The 15,775-nt window shown below is 63.5% G+C and carries 15 protein-coding genes, 2 pseudogenes and 1 riboswitch; of the genes and pseudogenes, 9 read left to right on the top strand and 8 right to left on the bottom strand.

Annotation, left to right across the window (positions count from 1 at the left end; genetic code table 11):
• The 4 genes and pseudogenes from NKI61_RS29785 to NKI61_RS29770 form a co-directional block, all read left to right on the top strand.
• Positions 1-497: pseudogene (locus NKI61_RS29785) on the top strand (helicase); the annotation flags it as partial.
• 75 nt (positions 498-572) lie between these two features.
• Complete coding sequence (locus NKI61_RS29780; protein ID WP_352544306.1) at positions 573-959, top strand: RNA-binding S4 domain-containing protein; 387 nt, start codon at positions 573-575, stop codon at positions 957-959.
• Between the two features lie 253 nt (positions 960-1,212).
• The gene (gene fdxA, locus NKI61_RS29775) at positions 1,213-1,551 is read left to right on the top strand and encodes a ferredoxin FdxA (protein WP_013529180.1); all 339 of its coding nucleotides are present in this window, start codon (positions 1,213-1,215) and stop codon (positions 1,549-1,551) included.
• A gap of 426 nt (positions 1,552-1,977) precedes the next feature.
• Positions 1,978-2,559 (top strand): CarD family transcriptional regulator, encoded by a 582-nt coding sequence (locus NKI61_RS29770; protein WP_023673664.1) that lies wholly within the window; start codon positions 1,978-1,980, stop codon positions 2,557-2,559.
• 196 nt (positions 2,560-2,755) lie between these two features.
• Here the strand turns inward: NKI61_RS29770 and NKI61_RS29765 are convergent, their stop codons facing one another.
• The 3 genes from NKI61_RS29765 to NKI61_RS29755 all read right to left on the bottom strand — a co-directional run bounded on the left by NKI61_RS29765 (position 2,756) and on the right by NKI61_RS29755 (position 5,111).
• Positions 2,756-3,523 (bottom strand): amino acid ABC transporter ATP-binding protein, encoded by a 768-nt coding sequence (locus NKI61_RS29765; protein ID WP_023673665.1) that lies wholly within the window; start codon positions 3,521-3,523, stop codon positions 2,756-2,758.
• Positions 3,520-4,200: an amino acid ABC transporter permease gene (locus NKI61_RS29760; protein ID WP_023693608.1), complete on the bottom strand. Its 681-nt coding sequence runs from the start codon at positions 4,198-4,200 to the stop codon at positions 3,520-3,522. Before NKI61_RS29760 ends, NKI61_RS29765 begins: the two co-directional genes overlap by 4 nt.
• A 137-nt stretch (positions 4,201-4,337) precedes the next feature.
• The gene (locus NKI61_RS29755; RefSeq protein WP_023707253.1) at positions 4,338-5,111 is read right to left on the bottom strand and encodes an amino acid ABC transporter substrate-binding protein; all 774 of its coding nucleotides are present in this window, start codon (positions 5,109-5,111) and stop codon (positions 4,338-4,340) included.
• A gap of 397 nt (positions 5,112-5,508) precedes the next feature.
• Between NKI61_RS29755 and NKI61_RS29750 the strand changes: the two genes are divergently transcribed.
• Positions 5,509-6,366 carry an RNA polymerase factor sigma-32 gene (locus tag NKI61_RS29750; RefSeq protein WP_023693606.1) on the top strand — a complete coding sequence of 286 codons (858 nt, stop codon included), beginning with the start codon at positions 5,509-5,511 and terminating at the stop codon, positions 6,364-6,366.
• 96 nt (positions 6,367-6,462) lie between these two features.
• On the opposite strand, the gene NKI61_RS29745 is transcribed toward NKI61_RS29750, so the two are convergent.
• The 4 genes from NKI61_RS29745 to thiB all read right to left on the bottom strand — a co-directional run bounded on the left by NKI61_RS29745 (position 6,463) and on the right by thiB (position 11,788).
• Positions 6,463-7,869 (bottom strand): M48 family metalloprotease, encoded by a 1,407-nt coding sequence (locus NKI61_RS29745; RefSeq protein WP_245260137.1) that lies wholly within the window; start codon positions 7,867-7,869, stop codon positions 6,463-6,465.
• 331 nt (positions 7,870-8,200) lie between these two features.
• The gene (gene thiQ, locus NKI61_RS29740; RefSeq protein ID WP_352842022.1) at positions 8,201-8,965 is read right to left on the bottom strand and encodes a thiamine ABC transporter ATP-binding protein; all 765 of its coding nucleotides are present in this window, start codon (positions 8,963-8,965) and stop codon (positions 8,201-8,203) included.
• Positions 8,962-10,560 (bottom strand): thiamine/thiamine pyrophosphate ABC transporter permease, encoded by a 1,599-nt coding sequence (gene thiP / locus NKI61_RS29735; RefSeq protein ID WP_352842021.1) that lies wholly within the window; start codon positions 10,558-10,560, stop codon positions 8,962-8,964. Before thiP ends, thiQ begins: the two co-directional genes overlap by 4 nt.
• A 220-nt stretch (positions 10,561-10,780) precedes the next feature.
• Positions 10,781-11,788, bottom strand: coding sequence for a thiamine ABC transporter substrate binding subunit (thiB, locus tag NKI61_RS29730; RefSeq protein WP_352842020.1), 1,008 nt, complete (start codon positions 11,786-11,788; stop codon positions 10,781-10,783).
• Positions 11,789-11,834: 46 nt separating this feature from the next.
• Positions 11,835-11,949, bottom strand: a riboswitch (TPP riboswitch).
• A 162-nt stretch (positions 11,950-12,111) separates the two neighbouring features.
• On the opposite strand from thiB, the gene NKI61_RS29725 reads away from it, so the two are divergent.
• Genes NKI61_RS29725 through NKI61_RS29710 form a run of 4 tightly spaced genes read left to right on the top strand, consistent with a single transcriptional unit; the run spans position 12,112 to position 15,187 of the window.
• Entirely contained in the window at positions 12,112-12,768 is a 657-nt protein-coding gene (locus tag NKI61_RS29725; RefSeq protein WP_352824907.1) for a thiamine diphosphokinase, read from the top strand.
• Between the two features lies 1 nt (position 12,769).
• Complete coding sequence (locus NKI61_RS29720) at positions 12,770-14,590, top strand: ABC-F family ATP-binding cassette domain-containing protein (protein ID WP_352842019.1); 1,821 nt, start codon at positions 12,770-12,772, stop codon at positions 14,588-14,590.
• 55 nt (positions 14,591-14,645) lie between these two features.
• Entirely contained in the window at positions 14,646-14,888 is a 243-nt protein-coding gene (locus NKI61_RS29715) for a type II toxin-antitoxin system CcdA family antitoxin (RefSeq protein WP_023709715.1), read from the top strand.
• A complete protein-coding gene (locus NKI61_RS29710) occupies positions 14,888-15,187 on the top strand; it encodes a CcdB family protein (protein ID WP_023707245.1) in 300 nt (99 codons plus the stop codon). Before NKI61_RS29715 ends, NKI61_RS29710 begins: the two co-directional genes overlap by 1 nt.
• Before the next feature lie 26 nt (positions 15,188-15,213).
• On the opposite strand, the pseudogene NKI61_RS29705 reads toward NKI61_RS29710, so the two are convergent.
• Positions 15,214-15,775: pseudogene (locus NKI61_RS29705) on the bottom strand (hypothetical protein); the annotation flags it as partial.

Here is a 15,775-nt window from a genome sequence, read left to right as displayed (position 1 = left end):
CCGACCCTCCCCACGAGGGGGAGGGTGGAAGCGCCGAGGCCGAAGCGCCAAAGCCCATCTTGCTGTGGCGGCAGGGTCGTTTCGAGCAGCGCCCGCGCCATCGTCAAGGCCGGGACAATCGCCCGCGTAACGGCCAGGCTGGCCGCGCCGATGCGCCGGCCGACGCTGCCGGCGGACAGCCGGCACCGGGCGAACGGCCGGCCTATCAGGGCCGGCGCGACCAGCGCGACGGTGCCGCCAAGCCACGCTTCGACCGTTCGAAGTTCAAGCCCAAGCCGCAGGCCGAGGGCGAACAGCGCCGCGACGGCAAGCCGCAAGGCGAGCGTCCGCGCGAGGGCCGGCCTGACTGGAAAGGCGGCAGGCCGGAAGGCAAAGGCGGACCGCAAGGCGCCAAGCCGGCTTTCCAGGCCAAGCCACGCGAGGAACGCCCGGCGCGCTTCGATCCGGACTCGCCCTTCGCCAAGCTCGCCGCCTTGCGCGACCAGCTGAAGAAGTAAGCTCTGAGCATGATCCCGAAAAGTGGAACCGGTTTTCGGACAAGATCATGCTCCAACAAGAAATAACTCGCTGCGATGGTTGCTGAAGGTCGTCAGCGCATCGACAAGTGGCTGTTCTTTTCGCGCGCGATAAAATCGCGCTCGCTGGCGGCCAAGCTGGTTGTCGCCGGACGCGTCCGCATCAACAGCGACAAAGCAGCGCAGGCCTCCGATCTGGTCAAGCCTGGCGACGTTTTGACCATTACGCACGAGCGCCGCATCTTCGTTTGGAAGGTGCTTGGCACCGGCGTGCGGCGCGGTCCGGCCGATGAAGCACGCACGCTCTACGAGGACATGTCCCCGCCGCCGGCCCCCAAAGGCGAGGCTGTTGCCGATGCCATTCCGGCGCTGCGCGACGCCGGCAGCGGCCGGCCGACCAAGAAGGAGCGCAGGCAAACCGACCGGCTGTTCGGCGAAGACTGAAGCCTTGGCCGTCTGCGCCATGCCGGCGGTCTGGAATTTCATTCCGGACACGCCGGCCCCGCCTGCAATGGCTGCCCTTGCAAGCGGCAGGCAAAGGCGTTACCTCACCAAAAAAGCCGCCGCATCGGCCCGAAAATCGGAAATCGATTTTTCGGAAGGCACGATGCGCAGATTCAAAGTGTCAGAGCGTACTTTGTGCGTCCAAGTGGACGCACGTCGCTCTAGCAAAAACGGGACGTCCCGGAGCCGACCAATGACCTATGTCGTGACCGACAACTGCATCAAATGCAAGTACATGGACTGCATCGAGGTCTGTCCGGTCGACTGCTTTTACGAGGGCGAGAACATGCTTGTCATACATCCCGACGAGTGCATCGACTGCGGCGTCTGCGAACCGGAATGCCCGGCCGATGCAATCAAGCCCGACACCGAGCCGGGCCTCGACAAATGGCTGCAGGTCAACACCGAATACGCCGAGAAATGGCCCAACATCACCGCCAAGAAGGAGCCTCCGGCAGATGCCAAGAGCTTCGACGGCGAGGCCGGCAAGTTCGAGAAATATTTCTCCGCCGAGCCCGGCGAAGGCGACTGAGCACATTACGCTGGAATCGGAATCGATTTCGGAAAGGGTGATGCGCAAAGCAAAAAAGTGCGGCCTATTGGATCGTCATAACGCTGCGTAACGCGCATCATACATTAACTGCCTTGACAGGCGGCGATGGCGCTCGACCTTCGCGTTTGCAGCAAAACCTTGATTCTTCCGACTTTTTGTGCTACACCAGTTGAAACATGCCGGTGACACAACGTCGATTTATGGCGCAAGCGCCCCAAATCACTGAAAGGTGAAATCCCCAATCGGACCAGAGCGATCTGGGCCAGGCAGTCGCTATGTATGCGGTTTGCCGGTCCCGGCTTTTTCCGATGGGTTCATCTGTTGTGCGGCTAACGATCGGTGTCCCCGGTCGCATGCGTTCGGACCGGCAGGCCGCCGGTGCCACAACAAGGAGTTCAGGGCGTAATGGCAACGATCACCCCGCAGAAGAAGTCCACCTCGGCACGCCACGGTTTCAAGACCGGCGAGTACATCGTCTATCCGGCACACGGCGTCGGCCAGATCGTCTCGATCGACGAGCAGGAAGTTGCGGGCCACAAGCTGGAACTGTTCGTCATCGACTTCCAGAAGGACAAGATGCGCCTGAAGGTTCCGGTCGCCAAGGCGACCTCCATCGGCATGCGCAAGCTGTCGGAAGAGGATTATGTCGAGCGCGCGCTGAAGGTCGTGCAGGGCCGCGCCCGCGTCAAGCGCACCATGTGGTCGCGCCGTGCGCAGGAATATGATGCCAAGATCAATTCGGGCGACCTGATCTCGATCTCGGAAGTCGTGCGCGACCTCTACCGTGCCGACAACCAGCCGGAACAGTCCTATTCCGAGCGTCAGCTCTATGAGGCGGCACTCGACCGCATGGCGCGCGAGATCGCGGCAGTCAACCGCATGTCGGAAACCGAAGCCGTGCGCCTGATCGAGGTCAACCTCAACAAGGGCCCGAAGCGCGGCGCCAAGGCCGACAATGAGGAAGCCGAGCAGGAAGAAGCTGCCTGATCGCTTTCACCGTCGAAATCATGAAAAACCCGGCCTTGTGCCGGGTTTTTGTTTTTACCCCCTTGTGGGGTTCCAAGGACGGGCGGGACCCGTGGCTCGCCCAGGCAGGGTCGCTGCGAAGCAGCGAGGATGGGGACGACCCCAGACCGCACCCGGACCTTCCGTCCGACCTCCCCACAAGGGGGAGGTAGAAGGCTCAGCCGCCGGCTTCCTTCTCCGCCTCCTGCTTCAGCGTCGCAATAAAACGCTTCGTCCGTTCACGCTCCGGATTGCTGAACACCACGGTGGACGGCCCCTTCTCGACGACGACGCCAGCATCGAGGAACACCACCTCCTGCGCGATCTTGGAGGCAAGGCGAAGGTCGTGCGTGGCCATCACCATGGTGGTGCCTTCGCTGGCGAGTTTTCCGAGCACGTCGACCACTTCCTGCGCCAGTTCCGGATCGAGCGCCGAGGTCGGCTCGTCGCAAAGCAGCACTTTCGGCGACGGCGCCAAGGCGCGGGCGATCGCCACACGCTGCTGCTGGCCGCCCGACAGCGTTGCCGGCCAATCGTCCGCCTTGTGCGCCATGCCGACCTTCTCGAGCAGCGCCAGTGCCCGCTCGCGCGCCTTTGCCGTCGGCCATTTCAGCACCGTCACCAGGCCTTCCATGACGTTCTCGATCGCGGTGCGATGCGGGAACAGCTGGAAATTCTGGAACACCATGCCGGTCTGCAGCCGCAGGCGCTGGATGTCGCGGCTGGGGATCTTGATGCCGGGACGGAATTCCAGCGTCTCGTCGCCGATGCGCACCATGCCCGAGGTCGGGATCTCCAACAGGTTGATGCAGCGCAGCAGTGTGCTCTTGCCGCCGCCGGACGGGCCGACGAGCGCGGTGACGCTGCCTTCGGCAATGGTGACCGTCACGCCCTTCAGCACCAGATTGTCGCCGAAGCGCTTTTCGATATCGGTGAGGCCGATCATGAGCGCGCCTCCAGGAAGCCGCCATAGCGGTTGAGCCGCTCCTCCAGCCGCGTCTGCAAGGCCGAAAGCACCGAGCTCATCGCCAGATAAAGGATCGCCGCCTCGACATAGAGGATCAGCGGCTCATAGGTGGTGGCGACGATGCGCTGCGCCGCTTGGAACATCTCCGGCACGGTGATGGCGGCGGCGAGCGACGTATCCTTGACCAGCGAGATGAAGGTGTTGGACAGCGGCGGCACGGCGACGCGGCCGGCTTGCGGCAGGATGGTGCGCCGCATCGCCTGGCTCCAGGTCATGCCGATCGAATAGGCCGCCTCCCACTGGCCCTTCGGCACCGAGCCGATCACGGCGCGGATAATTTCCGAACTGTAGGCGCCTATGTTGAGGGTGAAGCCAATCAGCGCCGCCGGAAAAGCGTCCAGCAATATGCCGACCGAAGGCAGGCCGTAAAAGATCAGGAACAGCTGCACCAGAAGCGGCGTGCCGCGGAAGATCCAGACATAGAAGCGGACCACGGCAACCAGAGGCTTGGGACCGAACAGCCGCACCAGGGCGACAACCAGGCCGACGAACAGGCCGAGTGCGAACGACAGCAATGTCAGCGGTACGGTGAAGATCAACGCCGCCCACAGCAGTGTCGGCAACGAGTCCAGCATCAGGTGTAGCCAGTGCGGCACGAACGGCTCCTCCCCCACAGACCGCCGCGGTGACGGCAGTGCGATTGTGTGCTTCTCATATCATGCGAAAAACGGCGAGCCGTCAAAGACGGCCCGCCGCTATTGGTCATTGCCGGCAAACCGCCGGGAGATGGTCTTTACTGCGAGACATCCTGGCCGAAATAGGTATCGGCGATCCTCTTGTAGGTGCCGTCGGCCTTGATGTCGGCCAGCGCCTTGTTGATCGCCGCGACCAGCTCCGGATCACCCTTGCGCACGATGACGCCGGAATAGTCGGCGTTCTCTTCCTGCGCGGCGATCTTCACATTGGCGTCCGGCTTGTGCTTCTTGAAGTCGAGGAAAGACAGGCTGTCATTGATGGTGGCGTCGGCGCGGCCGGTGAGCAGCAGCTGGATCGACTGGTCGAAGCCGTCGGTGCCGACGAGTTCGGCGCCGTTGGTCTCGGCGAGCTTGCCGAAATTCGATGTCAACGACTGTGCCGACTTCTTGCCCTTGAGGTCGGCGAAGGTCTTGATGTCGGTGTTGTCGCCGCGCACGATCAGCACGGCCTTGGAGGCGATGTAAGGATCGGAGAAATCGTACTTGGCCTTGCGCGCGTCGGTGATGCCGACCTCGTTGATCACGGCGTCGTAGCGGTTGGCGTCGAGGCCGGCGATCAGCCCGTCCCATTTGCCTTCGAGGAACTCGACCTTGACGCCGAGCTTGTCGCCGATCGCCTTGGCGATCTCGACATCGAAGCCGACCAGCGCGCCGGAAGCATCATGATAGGTGAAGGGCGCATAGGTGCCTTCGGTGCCGACTTTGAGGGTGCCGGCCTGCTTGATCTGGTCAAGATTGGCGCCGGCATGGCCTGATGTAACAGCCAGAACCTGAAGCGTTCCGGCAACGATGAGCGAATTGAGCCATTTCATTTCTGTGTGATCCCGTCCTTGGCCGGTGTCCGGCGCTTGTGAGAGCCGGAAACTGACAGATACAGCGCAGCAAAATAAGGAACCAGATTTCAAAAAAACGACGATCCAGAAATCAGATTCTCAAAGCAGCTCGGATCGGTGCCAATAGTCCCGATCTGCGGTGTCGATGCGCCCTGTCGGATCGCACAAAACAACCGCCATCGGCGGCGGAACCAATCCCCGGTGTGGCACGTTCATGGCTTGTTGTAGGGCGCCGCGTTTCCATTTCAAGAACCCTTGGCTGCGCTAGGCCCGAAGCAATTCCAGGAAAGTGGGAAAGCGGTTTCCTTCGGAATTGCGTCAAACAGAGATAACGGCCGCCAGGCCGTCCGAAAATGTCCGGGAGCAGGAGCGCGGCATGATCGAAGACACGGCAGGACGGACCATGGTCCGCACGGCAATGAAAGCCCCCTACCTCGAGCGCGATGAGGAACATGTTCTCGCCTTGCGCTGGAAGGAGGACCAGGATCAGCAGGCTCTGCATCAGATCACCGTCGCCCATATGCGGCTGGTCATCTCCATGGCTTCGAAATTCCGACATTACGGCCTGCCGCTCGGAGATCTGGTCCAGGAGGGCCATGTCGGGCTGCTGGAAGCAGCCGCGCGTTTCGAGCCGGAGCGCGAGGTGCGCTTCTCGACCTATGCGACATGGTGGATCCGCGCTTCGATGCAGGACTATATCCTGCGCAACTGGTCGATCGTTCGCGGCGGCACCTCTTCGGCGCAAAAGGCGCTGTTCTTCAACCTGCGGCGCCTGCGCGCCCGTCTTGCCAACGGCGCCGAGCCGATCTCCAACGCCACGCTCTACCGCGAAGTCTCGGTAGCCCTCGGCGTCTCCGAGGCCGATGTCGAGAAGATGGATTCCAGGCTTTCAGCACCTGACTCTTCGCTCAACGCACCGCTCGCCGATGAGGCCGGTACCACCGAGCGGATGGACTTCCTGATTTCGGACGATCCATTGCCTGACGAGGTCGCCGGCGACACCATCGACGTCGAACGGCGCCTGATGTGGCTGAAGACGGCGCTCCGCGCGCTCAATGCCCGCGAACTCAGGATCATCGAGGAGCGTCGGCTGACAGACGAAGGTGCGACGCTTGAGGCGCTCGGCGAGACGCTCGGCATTTCCAAGGAGCGTGTCCGCCAGATCGAGGCCCGCGCCATGGAAAAGCTCAAGCTCGCGCTGGTCAAGCAGAACCCCGAATTCATGGCAGCGTGAGATTGCCAGGAACAGGGGTACCGCCCCGAGTTATCTCAGAAAAGTTATCTCAGAAAAAAGCACTACGAAGGCTGGGGTTTCTGACGAAGACCGGCGCTATCTGTCCGTGACGATCTTGACCTTGTCGCCGGCCGAAACCGAGGCGCCCGGCGACATCGCGTTGAGCACGCGGAACAGATCGAGCTTGCGGTCGACGCCGACCATCTGCGCCGAAAGTGTGCCCATCGTCTGCCCGGCCTGTACCGTGACGACGCGGATATGCAGCGGCTTCAGTGCCGCCTTCTCGGCGGGGCTGAGCACGCGGAACGAACCGCTGACCGAGCGTGCCACCGGATCGAGTGTCGTGCTGGCCGAGGGGGCCGCTGTCAAAAGCCGGTAGACCTGACCGCCGGCGCGGATCACCGCAATGTCGAACTGCCAGCCATCGGCGCCGGCGTGCGCGGTCGCCGCCTGGTTGCCGTCGATCGTCTCCTGGCGCACACTGGTCTCGTCGAGACCGGCCACCCAGCCGCTTCTGATGTAGTCGGTCAGCGCACGATCCTTGTCGATCGACACACCGTCGAAGCGGATCGCCATGTCGCCGGGACCGGTCGCCGTCACTGCCGCCGCCGAATTGTCGATGATGAAGCCGTCGGGCACCGTGAACGAAACGCCGAGGCCCGGATGCAGGAAGGTCTGGCCGCGCACATAGCCCTCTTCCGGCGTGTCGCCATAGAGCAGGCCGTCTATCCCGGCCAGGAAGGAATCGCGGTCGCGGGTGCCGATGCCCGGCGCGCCGAACTGGCGGGCGTGGCGCTGCGCCAGATCAATTCGCTGCGGCGTGTTGGGGTGCGTGGCCAGGAAGTCGAGGCTGGCGTCGGTGGCGCCGCTGATCGAGCGGAAATCGGTATAGGCCGACATCGACTGCAGGAAACGCCCGGCGGCATAGGGATCGTAACCGGCCTCGCCGATCGACTTGATGCCGATCGCGTCTGCCTCCAGCTCCTGGTTGCGCGAGAACTGCGCCAGCCTCAGCTTGCCGCGGATCAATGCCTGCTTGGCGGTCGGGCTGTCGCCCAGCACATCGGAGACCACCTTGGTCGCCAGGCCTTCCTCGGCCTCGAGCTGCTGGCGCTGCAAGCCGTGATTGGCGGTGACGTGGCCCATCTCATGCGCGATGACGGCGGCGAGTTCGGCCGAATCATTGGCCAGCGCCAGCAGGCCGCGGGTGACGTAGAGATAGCCGCCCGGCAGCGCGAAAGCGTTGACGTTGGGCGAATTGAGGATGGTGATGCGATAGGTCTGGGTCGGATTGGCCGACACCACGGTCAGGCTGCCGACAACCTTGGCCACCATGCGCTCGAGCTTGGGATCGGAATATTCGCCGCCATAGGTGGCAAGGATGCGCGGATGCTGTGCCTTCGCCAGTTCGGCAAGCTTGCTGTTGGCGGCGACATTGTCGACCGTGATCGGCTTGTCGGAAGGCTGGAAGCCGGATTCCTGCACTTCGGGAGGCGTGAACATCTGGCAGCTGGCCAGCGCCACGGCAAGGCCGGCCAGCGCGAGGAAGCGCACCAGCGGTCTGCGTTTCAAAGTGTCGGTGCCGGTCGGCAGCACGGCGTTCCTTCAGCTCTCGGCGCATGATTTGGACCGGGGTCCGCGCCAGCGAAAAATCGGTTTTCGTTGGCAATCCTGCACACATCAAAAAACCTACAGCGTTTACGCATCCGGCCGGATGCGGCGCTGTAGGGGGCAAATCACGGCTCGTGCCGGACCAGTACTAAGCGGACCTAGCCACATCAGCTGGACCATGGCAAGCAAGCGCCACATCACCTGTAGCCGGTTTGGTCGTAAATTATGTCCGCTTCCGGGCAATATCGCGTGATCCGCCCGAACTTGCGCCGATATAGCGCCGAAACGCTTCAGGGCCAGTGCCGTCGAAAAAATCGGCGGCAGGTCCCGTCGCGGCAACCCTGCCATTGTCCAGAAAAACCATCTGCTCGCCGATACGGCGAGCGTCTTCCGGCTGATGCGTGACGAACAGCACCGTCATCGCCCGCTCGGCATGAACGCCGGCCACCAGGTCGAGCATGTCGTCGCGCAGTGCTGGCCCGAGCGAAGCGAACGGCTCGTCGAGCAGCAGCACCGGCCGGTCGCGCACCAGAACGCGGGCGAGCGCCACGCGCTGCCTTTCGCCGCCGGAGAGTTCGCGCGGCAGGCGCATTTCCTTGCCGGCCAGGCCGACGCGGTCAAGCGCCTCGGCGATTGCGGCGCGATCGGCGTCGGTCAGGTTGAGCGATGGCGAGCGGCCGAGCCCGACATTCTTCTCCACCGAGAGATGAGCAAACAGATTGTTTTCCTGGAATACCATCGACACCGGCCGCACCGAAGGCGGCTCGGCGCCGACATCGGCGCCGCCGATCAGCACACGACCGGACTCTGGCGTCTCGAAACCAGCCACCAGATTGAGCAAGGTCGATTTGCCCGAACCACTTGCCCCCATGATGGCGGTGATCTTCGATGTATCGAATTCGACATCGAACAGGAATGACGTTTCGCCATAGCTGAACGAGACCTTGTCCAGCCGGACAGTCGTGCCTTTCTCCACAGCGGACGTCACGATCTCTCTCCCCGTCCCAGCCAGTCTGCCGCGACCACCAATGCAAGGCAGACCGCCCCGAGCAGCAAAGCCAGCCCGGCAGCATCGGCCGTGCGATAGCTGCCCATGCGCGCCAGCAGGAGATAGGGCAAGGTCTGCACCGAATCGCTGCCGAACAGCGCGATGACGCCGAGATCGCCGAGCGACAGTGCCATCGCGAAGGCAAAGCCGGTGGCCAGCGGCCGCCGGAGCGATGGCCAGTCGACCAGAAGCAGCCGGTTCCAGCCCGCAATGCCGAGCTGCGCGCACAGCTTTTCGTGGCGCTCGCTCGCCGCATCATAGGCCGGGCGCATCGCGCGGATGGCAAAGGGCATCGCCATCACCGCATTGACGGTGACGACCATGACCGGCGCTATAGCAAAGACATCGCTGACCGTGCGCAGCAGGAGAAACCAGCCGGCGCCGATGACGATGGGCGGCACGACGAGGACGAAGCCGGCACCTGTGTCGGTGGCATGTTCGAGCAATGAACGGTCACTGGACCGGCGGCGCAGCGACAATGCCCGCCGAGCCATGATCAGCGACAGCGACAGCGACACCGAAAGTAGCGCCGCAGAGAAGGCGAGACCGGCGCTGGTCAGCGTCGCCTGACGCACGGCACTCTCGCCCGCCAACCGGCCGAGATCGGCGTCGAGGCCGGACGCGACGGTGGCCGCCATTGGTCCGGCGACGAACAGCAAGGCGAGCACGATCAGGACGGCGTTGAACGCTGTTTCTGCTTTGCCGGCCAAGTGATAGCAACGCGGCGCGACAGGCAAATTGGCGTCGCCGGTCATATTGGCGCCGAGCCGCGTCAGCGCCAGCATGACGGCAAAAGTCAGCGCGATCTGCAGCACCGTCAGCGTCACCGCTCGCGCCGGATCGAAGTCGAAACGCAGCGCCTGATAGATGGCGACTTCCAGCGTCGTCGCCGCCGGCCCGCCGCCGAGGATCAGGACGATGGTGAAGGAGGTGATGCAAAGCATGAAGACAAGCCCGGCGACGCCCGGCAGCGCGGCGCGCAGCACCGGCCACTCGATCAGCCGGAAGGCTGGCCTCGCTCCCATGCCGAGCTGGCTCGCCAGCCGCCATTGATCGGCCGGCACCGTGCCCAGCGCTTCGAGGAACAGCCGGGTGGCCAGCGGCAGGTTAAAGAAGACGTGGGCGACGAGGATGCCCGGCAGCCCATAGATGTCGGGCCAGCTCTGGCCACCGATCGCGGCGAAAAAACCGGCGCGGCCATAGAGCGCCAGTATGCCCAGCGCTCCGACAATTGCCGGCAAGGCAAGGGGCACAGTGAACAGCTGCAGGATGAAGCCGCGTCCGAAGAAGCGCGGATGCCGCGACAGCGCCCGGGCGACGAAGAGCGCCGGTACGGCGGAAAGCAGAGTCGAGAGCGCAGCCTGCCAGAGCGTGAAGCGGACAACGCGCAGGAGATAGAGGTCAAAGGCGGACGCGGCGCCGGAAAGGTCGTGCGCGCCTTCGCGGATAAGGCCGGCGAAGGCGCCACCGATCAGCAGCGCGATTGCCGCAAGCGCGACAATGCCGGCCGTGATGCGGGGGTCAGAGCGTTGCACTCTTTACCGGGCGTCGCGTTCCTTCGCGCCCCCCTCTGTCCTGCCGGACATCTCCCCCACGAGGGGGGAGATTGGCGGTTTTAGCGCTCCGCTCATTCCTGCAGCTTCGGAGATTGGCGAAAGTCAACGTAAAGGCCAATCTCCCCCCTCGTGGGGGAGATGTCCGGCAGGACAGAGGGGGGCGCCGTAGAGCACTCATCTTTTGACTATACAGCCAAATCTACTTGCTCATCACCGCCAGCCATTCATCCACCCAGGCCTTGCGATTTGCCGCGACCTCTTCCGGGCTGAACAGCAAGGTCTTCGCCGGCTTGACCAGCCTATCAAAAGCCGGATTGAGCGGCTTGTCGGTTTTCCCGGCCGGGAACATCCAGTTGGTCTCCGGAATGACATCCTGGAATTTCGGCCCGGTCATGAAGGCCAGGAACTTCGCCGCCAGCGGATTCTTCGCGCCCGTGGTGGTGATGCCGGCGACCTCGACCTGCAGATACTCGCCTTCCTCGAACGAGGCCGCCTGGTAGCGCCCGGTGTTCTCGGCCACCATGTGGTAGGCCGGCGACGTCGTATAGGAAAGCACCATCGGCGCCTCGCCCTTGGTGAACAGGCCGTAGGCCTCGCTCCAGCCCGGCGTCACCGTCAGCACTTTGCCCTTGAGTTTCGCCCAGGCTTCCGGCGCCTTGTCGCCATAGACCGACTTGACCCACAGCAGCAGGCCAAGGCCCGGCGTCGACGTCCTCGGATCCTGGATGACGATCTTGTCGGCGGCATCGCCCTCGACCAGTTCCTTCAGGCTCTTCGGCGGGCTCTTCAGCTTTTCGGTGTCGTAGACGACGGCGAAATAACCATAATCATAGGGCACGAAAGTGTCGTCGCTCCAGCCGCCCGGCACGTTGTTTTCAGCCACCGCGCCATGTGGGACAAACAGGCCGGAAGCCTTGGCTTCAGCGGTGAGGTTGGTGTCGAGACCAAGCACGATATCGGCCTTGGTCGAGGCACCTTCGAGCTTGACGCGGTTGAGCAGCGCGACGCCGTCGGCCACCGAGACGAAGTCGACGCTGCAGCCGCACTCGGCCTCGAATTCCTTCTTCACCTGGGGGCCCGGACCCCAGTCGGCAGTGAAACTCTCATAGGTATAGATCGTGAGTTTTTCCTGCGCTGACGCAGAGCTTGCCAGTAGCGAAACAGCAAGCCCCAGCGCTGGGACAAAACGGGACAAAAACATGCGCATCGGCGCCTCCTTCTTCATTCGTGTTGAAAGGAATTGAGGCGTCGGGCTGTCCGAAGCGTCTAATCCCTCCGCCGGTACAAACCGGATCAGGTTCAGCGGGTTGGCGAGACTGCCTCTCAGCCGGTCCGCGAAGATCGCGTCCGGCACCCCGTTAGAGCGTTTCGACACATAGGCCCGGCCAAGGTGCCCCGCAAGTGGAAGTTTGCCCGAGCATGATCCCGGAAAGTGGAATCCGTTTCCGGAAGAAGATCATGCTCCAACAAAGAGTGACGGTGCCGCTCGGCCTTCCGTTTCGTCGGCGGGGCTGGTAAGGGCCAGCGGATATGAGCACATTCACCATCCTACTTGGCGGCGATCTCGTCCGCACGCCGCGGCTCGACCGCCAGGTCGCGGGCACGCGCGTCATCGCCGCCGACGCCGGCATCGGTCATGCCCGCCAGCTCGGCCTGATGCCGGAGCTGTGGGTCGGCGATTTCGATTCCGTGCCGGCGGACCTGCCTGCCGATCTCGCCGCCGTGCCGCGGGAGGTGTTTCCTCCCGAAAAGGACAAGACCGATGGCGAACTGGCGATCGCGGCGGCATTGGGACGCGGCGCCACCAGCCTGGTGCTGGCCGGCGCTTTCGGCGGCAAGCGCGCCGACCACGCCTTCCTGCATCTGGCGCTCAGCCTGCGGCTGGCAGAGACAGGCACAAAAGTGCTGTTGACCAGCGGAGCGCAGGAAGGCGCCCCTCTGCTGCCTGGCAAGGCCGGCTTCGACTATGCCGACGGAACGCTGTTTTCGGTGCTCGGCTTTTCCGATCTTTCGGGCCTCACCGTGTCCGGCGCGAAGTGGCCGCTCGACCATGTCGAGGTCGTGTTCGGCTCGTCGCTGACCATCTCGAACGAGGTCAAGTCCAACAAGACCGGGGGCCTCGAAATCGCGCTCGGCCATGGCCGCGCGCTGCTGCTCGCCCACCCCTATCCCTTGCCTGAAAGCTGATATGGCCCCGCCCCTTCTCAACCTCGACGGCATAAGACTGACCTTTGGCGGCACGCCGCTGCTCGATGGCGCCGAACTGACGACGTCCGCCGGTGACAAGATCGCGCTCGTCGGCCGCAACGGCTCCGGCAAGTCGACGCTCCTGAAGATTGCCGCCGGTCTGATCGAGCCGCAAGACGGCGAGGTCTTCCGCCAGCCTTCGGCAACGGTGCGCTATCTCCCGCAAATGCCCGACATGGACGGCTTTGCCAATGTGCGTGCCTATGTCGAGGCCGGGCTTGGGCCTGCCGACGATCCCTACCGCGCCACATATCTGATGGAGCATCTCGGCCTCGCCGGCACGGAGAACCCCAACGATCTCTCCGGCGGCGAGGCGCGCCGCGCAGCACTTGCCCGCGTCATGGCGCCCGAACCCGATATTCTGCTGCTTGATGAGCCGACGAACCATCTCGATTTGTCGGTCATCGAATGGCTGGAAGAAGAGCTTGTCCGGACGTCTTCGGCGCTGATCGTCATCTCGCACGACCGTCGCTTCCTCGAACGCGTCTCGCGCGCAACTGTCTGGCTCGACCGTGGCCAGACCCGCCGCCTCGACAAGGGCTTTGGCCATTTCGAGGAATGGCGCGACCTTGTGCTGGAAGAGGAAGAGCGCGAACAGCACAAGCTCGGCCGCCAGATCGTGCGCGAGGAGCATTGGCTGCGCTATGGCGTGACGGCTCGCCGCAAACGCAACATGCGCCGCCTGGGCGAACTGCAGACCATGCGCCAGCGTTTTCGCGGCCATCGCGGCGCCGAGGGCTCGGCCACCATGGTGGCCAGCGACGCCGCCGAATCCGGCAAGCTGGTGATCGAGGCCAAGAACATCGAAAAGAGCTTTGGCGACCTCACCGTGGTCAAAAGCTTCTCGACCCGCATCCAGCGCGGCGATCGCGTCGGCCTTGTCGGGCCGAACGGCGCCGGCAAGACGACGCTGTTGAAGATGCTTACCGGCGAGATGAAGCCCGACGCCGGCTCGGTGCGGCTCGGCACCAATCTGGAAATCGCCACGCTCGACCAGAAGCGCGAGGCGGTCGATCCGGCCGAGACCCTGGCGCAGTATCTCACGGACGGGCGCGGCGAAAACCTCGTCATCAATGGCGAGCAGCGCCATGTCGTGTCCTACATGAAGGATTTCCTGTTCAAGCCGGAACAGGCGCGCACCCCGGTGCGCGAGCTGTCCGGCGGCGAACGGGCGCGGCTGCTCCTGGCGCGTGTTCTGGCGCGGCCGGCCAACCTTCTAGTGCTCGACGAGCCGACCAACGATCTCGACATGGAGACGCTGGAACTGTTGCAGGAACTTGTCGCCGGCTTTGCCGGCACGGTCATCCTGGTCAGTCACGACCGCGACTTCCTCGACCGCACCGTCACCAGCATCATCGCCCCGGACGGAGGCGGCCGCTGGATCGAATATGCCGGTGGCTATTCCGACATGCTGGCGCAGCGCGGCGGCACCCGGCTCGACGACCGCAAGGCGCGCGCCAAGGCCGAAGCCAGCGATGCGCCGGCGCCGGGCAAGAGCGAGCCGGCAGCGCCAAAAGGGCCGTCGAAGAAACTGTCGTTCAAGCAGAAATTCGCCCTGGAATCCTTGCCCAAGAAGATCGAGGCGGTAATGGCCTCGATCTCGCGGTTGGAAAACAACATTGCCGATCCCGCCTATTACGAGCGCGACCCGGCCTCGTTCCAAAAGACCATCGCCGCCCTCGACAAGGAACGCGCCACGATGGCCGCACTCGAGGAAGAGTGGCTGGAGCTGGAAATGCTGCGTGAGGAGATGGAGGGGTAGCATTGCCTGCGGTCTTTTATGCGCGTATATTGTGCGCATGAAAGGAGGCATCTCCGTGCTTCAATCGACGCCAAAAACTCAGCGGGCCTCTGTCAACACGTCCATTGACTCTCAGTTGATCAAGGACGCCAAAGCGTTGGGCATCAACATCTCCCGCGCTGCCGAAGCAGGGATCGCGAAAGCGATTGCGGCGGAGAAAACGCGTCGATGGCAAGAAGAAAACAGGGAAGCCATCGAAAGCTCCAACGAATATGTCCGAAAGAACGGACTGCCATTGGCTAAACACCGGCCGTTCTGATGGCGCGTTACGATTTCTATCGGAGTACCGAGAGCGACGGTTATCTTCTCGACGTGCAGTCAGATATGCTTGAAGGGCTGAGCACGACGGTGGTCGTTCCTTTGATGCCGCCCGAGATTGCCCCGCTTCCTGGCCGCCGCCTGAACCCGACCTTCGCTATAAACGGCAAAGATCTTGTGATGGTCACACAGTTTGTGTCGGCCTTCAGCGCGTCCGAATTGCGGATGCCAGAGGGAAACCTTTCTAGACATCACGACGACATCGTCGCCGCGCTCGACATGCTGTTCCAGGGCTTCTGAGCGAAGGCAGCCGCTACTGCCGCCCGTCAACCTGCCGTCTTGGCCTGCCAGGCCTTCAGCGCCTCGTCGAACACCTTCTCGCCCGGAATGCCCTTTTCCATGGTCAGCAGCGCCCGGCGTCCGGTCTTGTAGACCACCGGCACGTCGATCCAGTCCTGGCCTCGAAGCAAGGTCATATTGGCGTCCTCGTCGGCCTTGGTGTCGTTGAGAGCCACCAGGAAGAAGCCGTCGGCGATCTTGGCCGGAATGCCGATCAGCGGGCTACCGGCATCCTGTTCCGAACTCTTCATGGCGACGCGCAGGATGTTGTCGACGCCACCGCCGTCAAAGCCCTCGGGCGTCAGGAAGATCATCTCGATGATGTGGCTGGCCGGCAGCGTCTGGTCGGTATTGCGGCGGATGGTCATGCGCAGCTGGATGTCCTTGCCGGGAATGGTCGCCTCGGCGCGGATCGCCGGCTCGGGCGGCAGGTCGCCGCCGGGCGATTCCTGCACCAGCGACCAGACGATGCTGCCGGGTTCGGCCGAACCTTGCGCGGTCGAGGTGCGTTCCTCGTAGAAGATCGCCTTCTGGCCGACCGCAACGGTC

The organism is Mesorhizobium sp. M0514 (genome assembly GCF_040321145.1).
In the GTDB taxonomy this organism is placed as follows: domain Bacteria; phylum Pseudomonadota; class Alphaproteobacteria; order Rhizobiales; family Rhizobiaceae; genus Mesorhizobium.
Note: the sequence above shows the minus strand (reverse complement) of the source record. Positions and strands in the feature narration are given on the sequence as shown.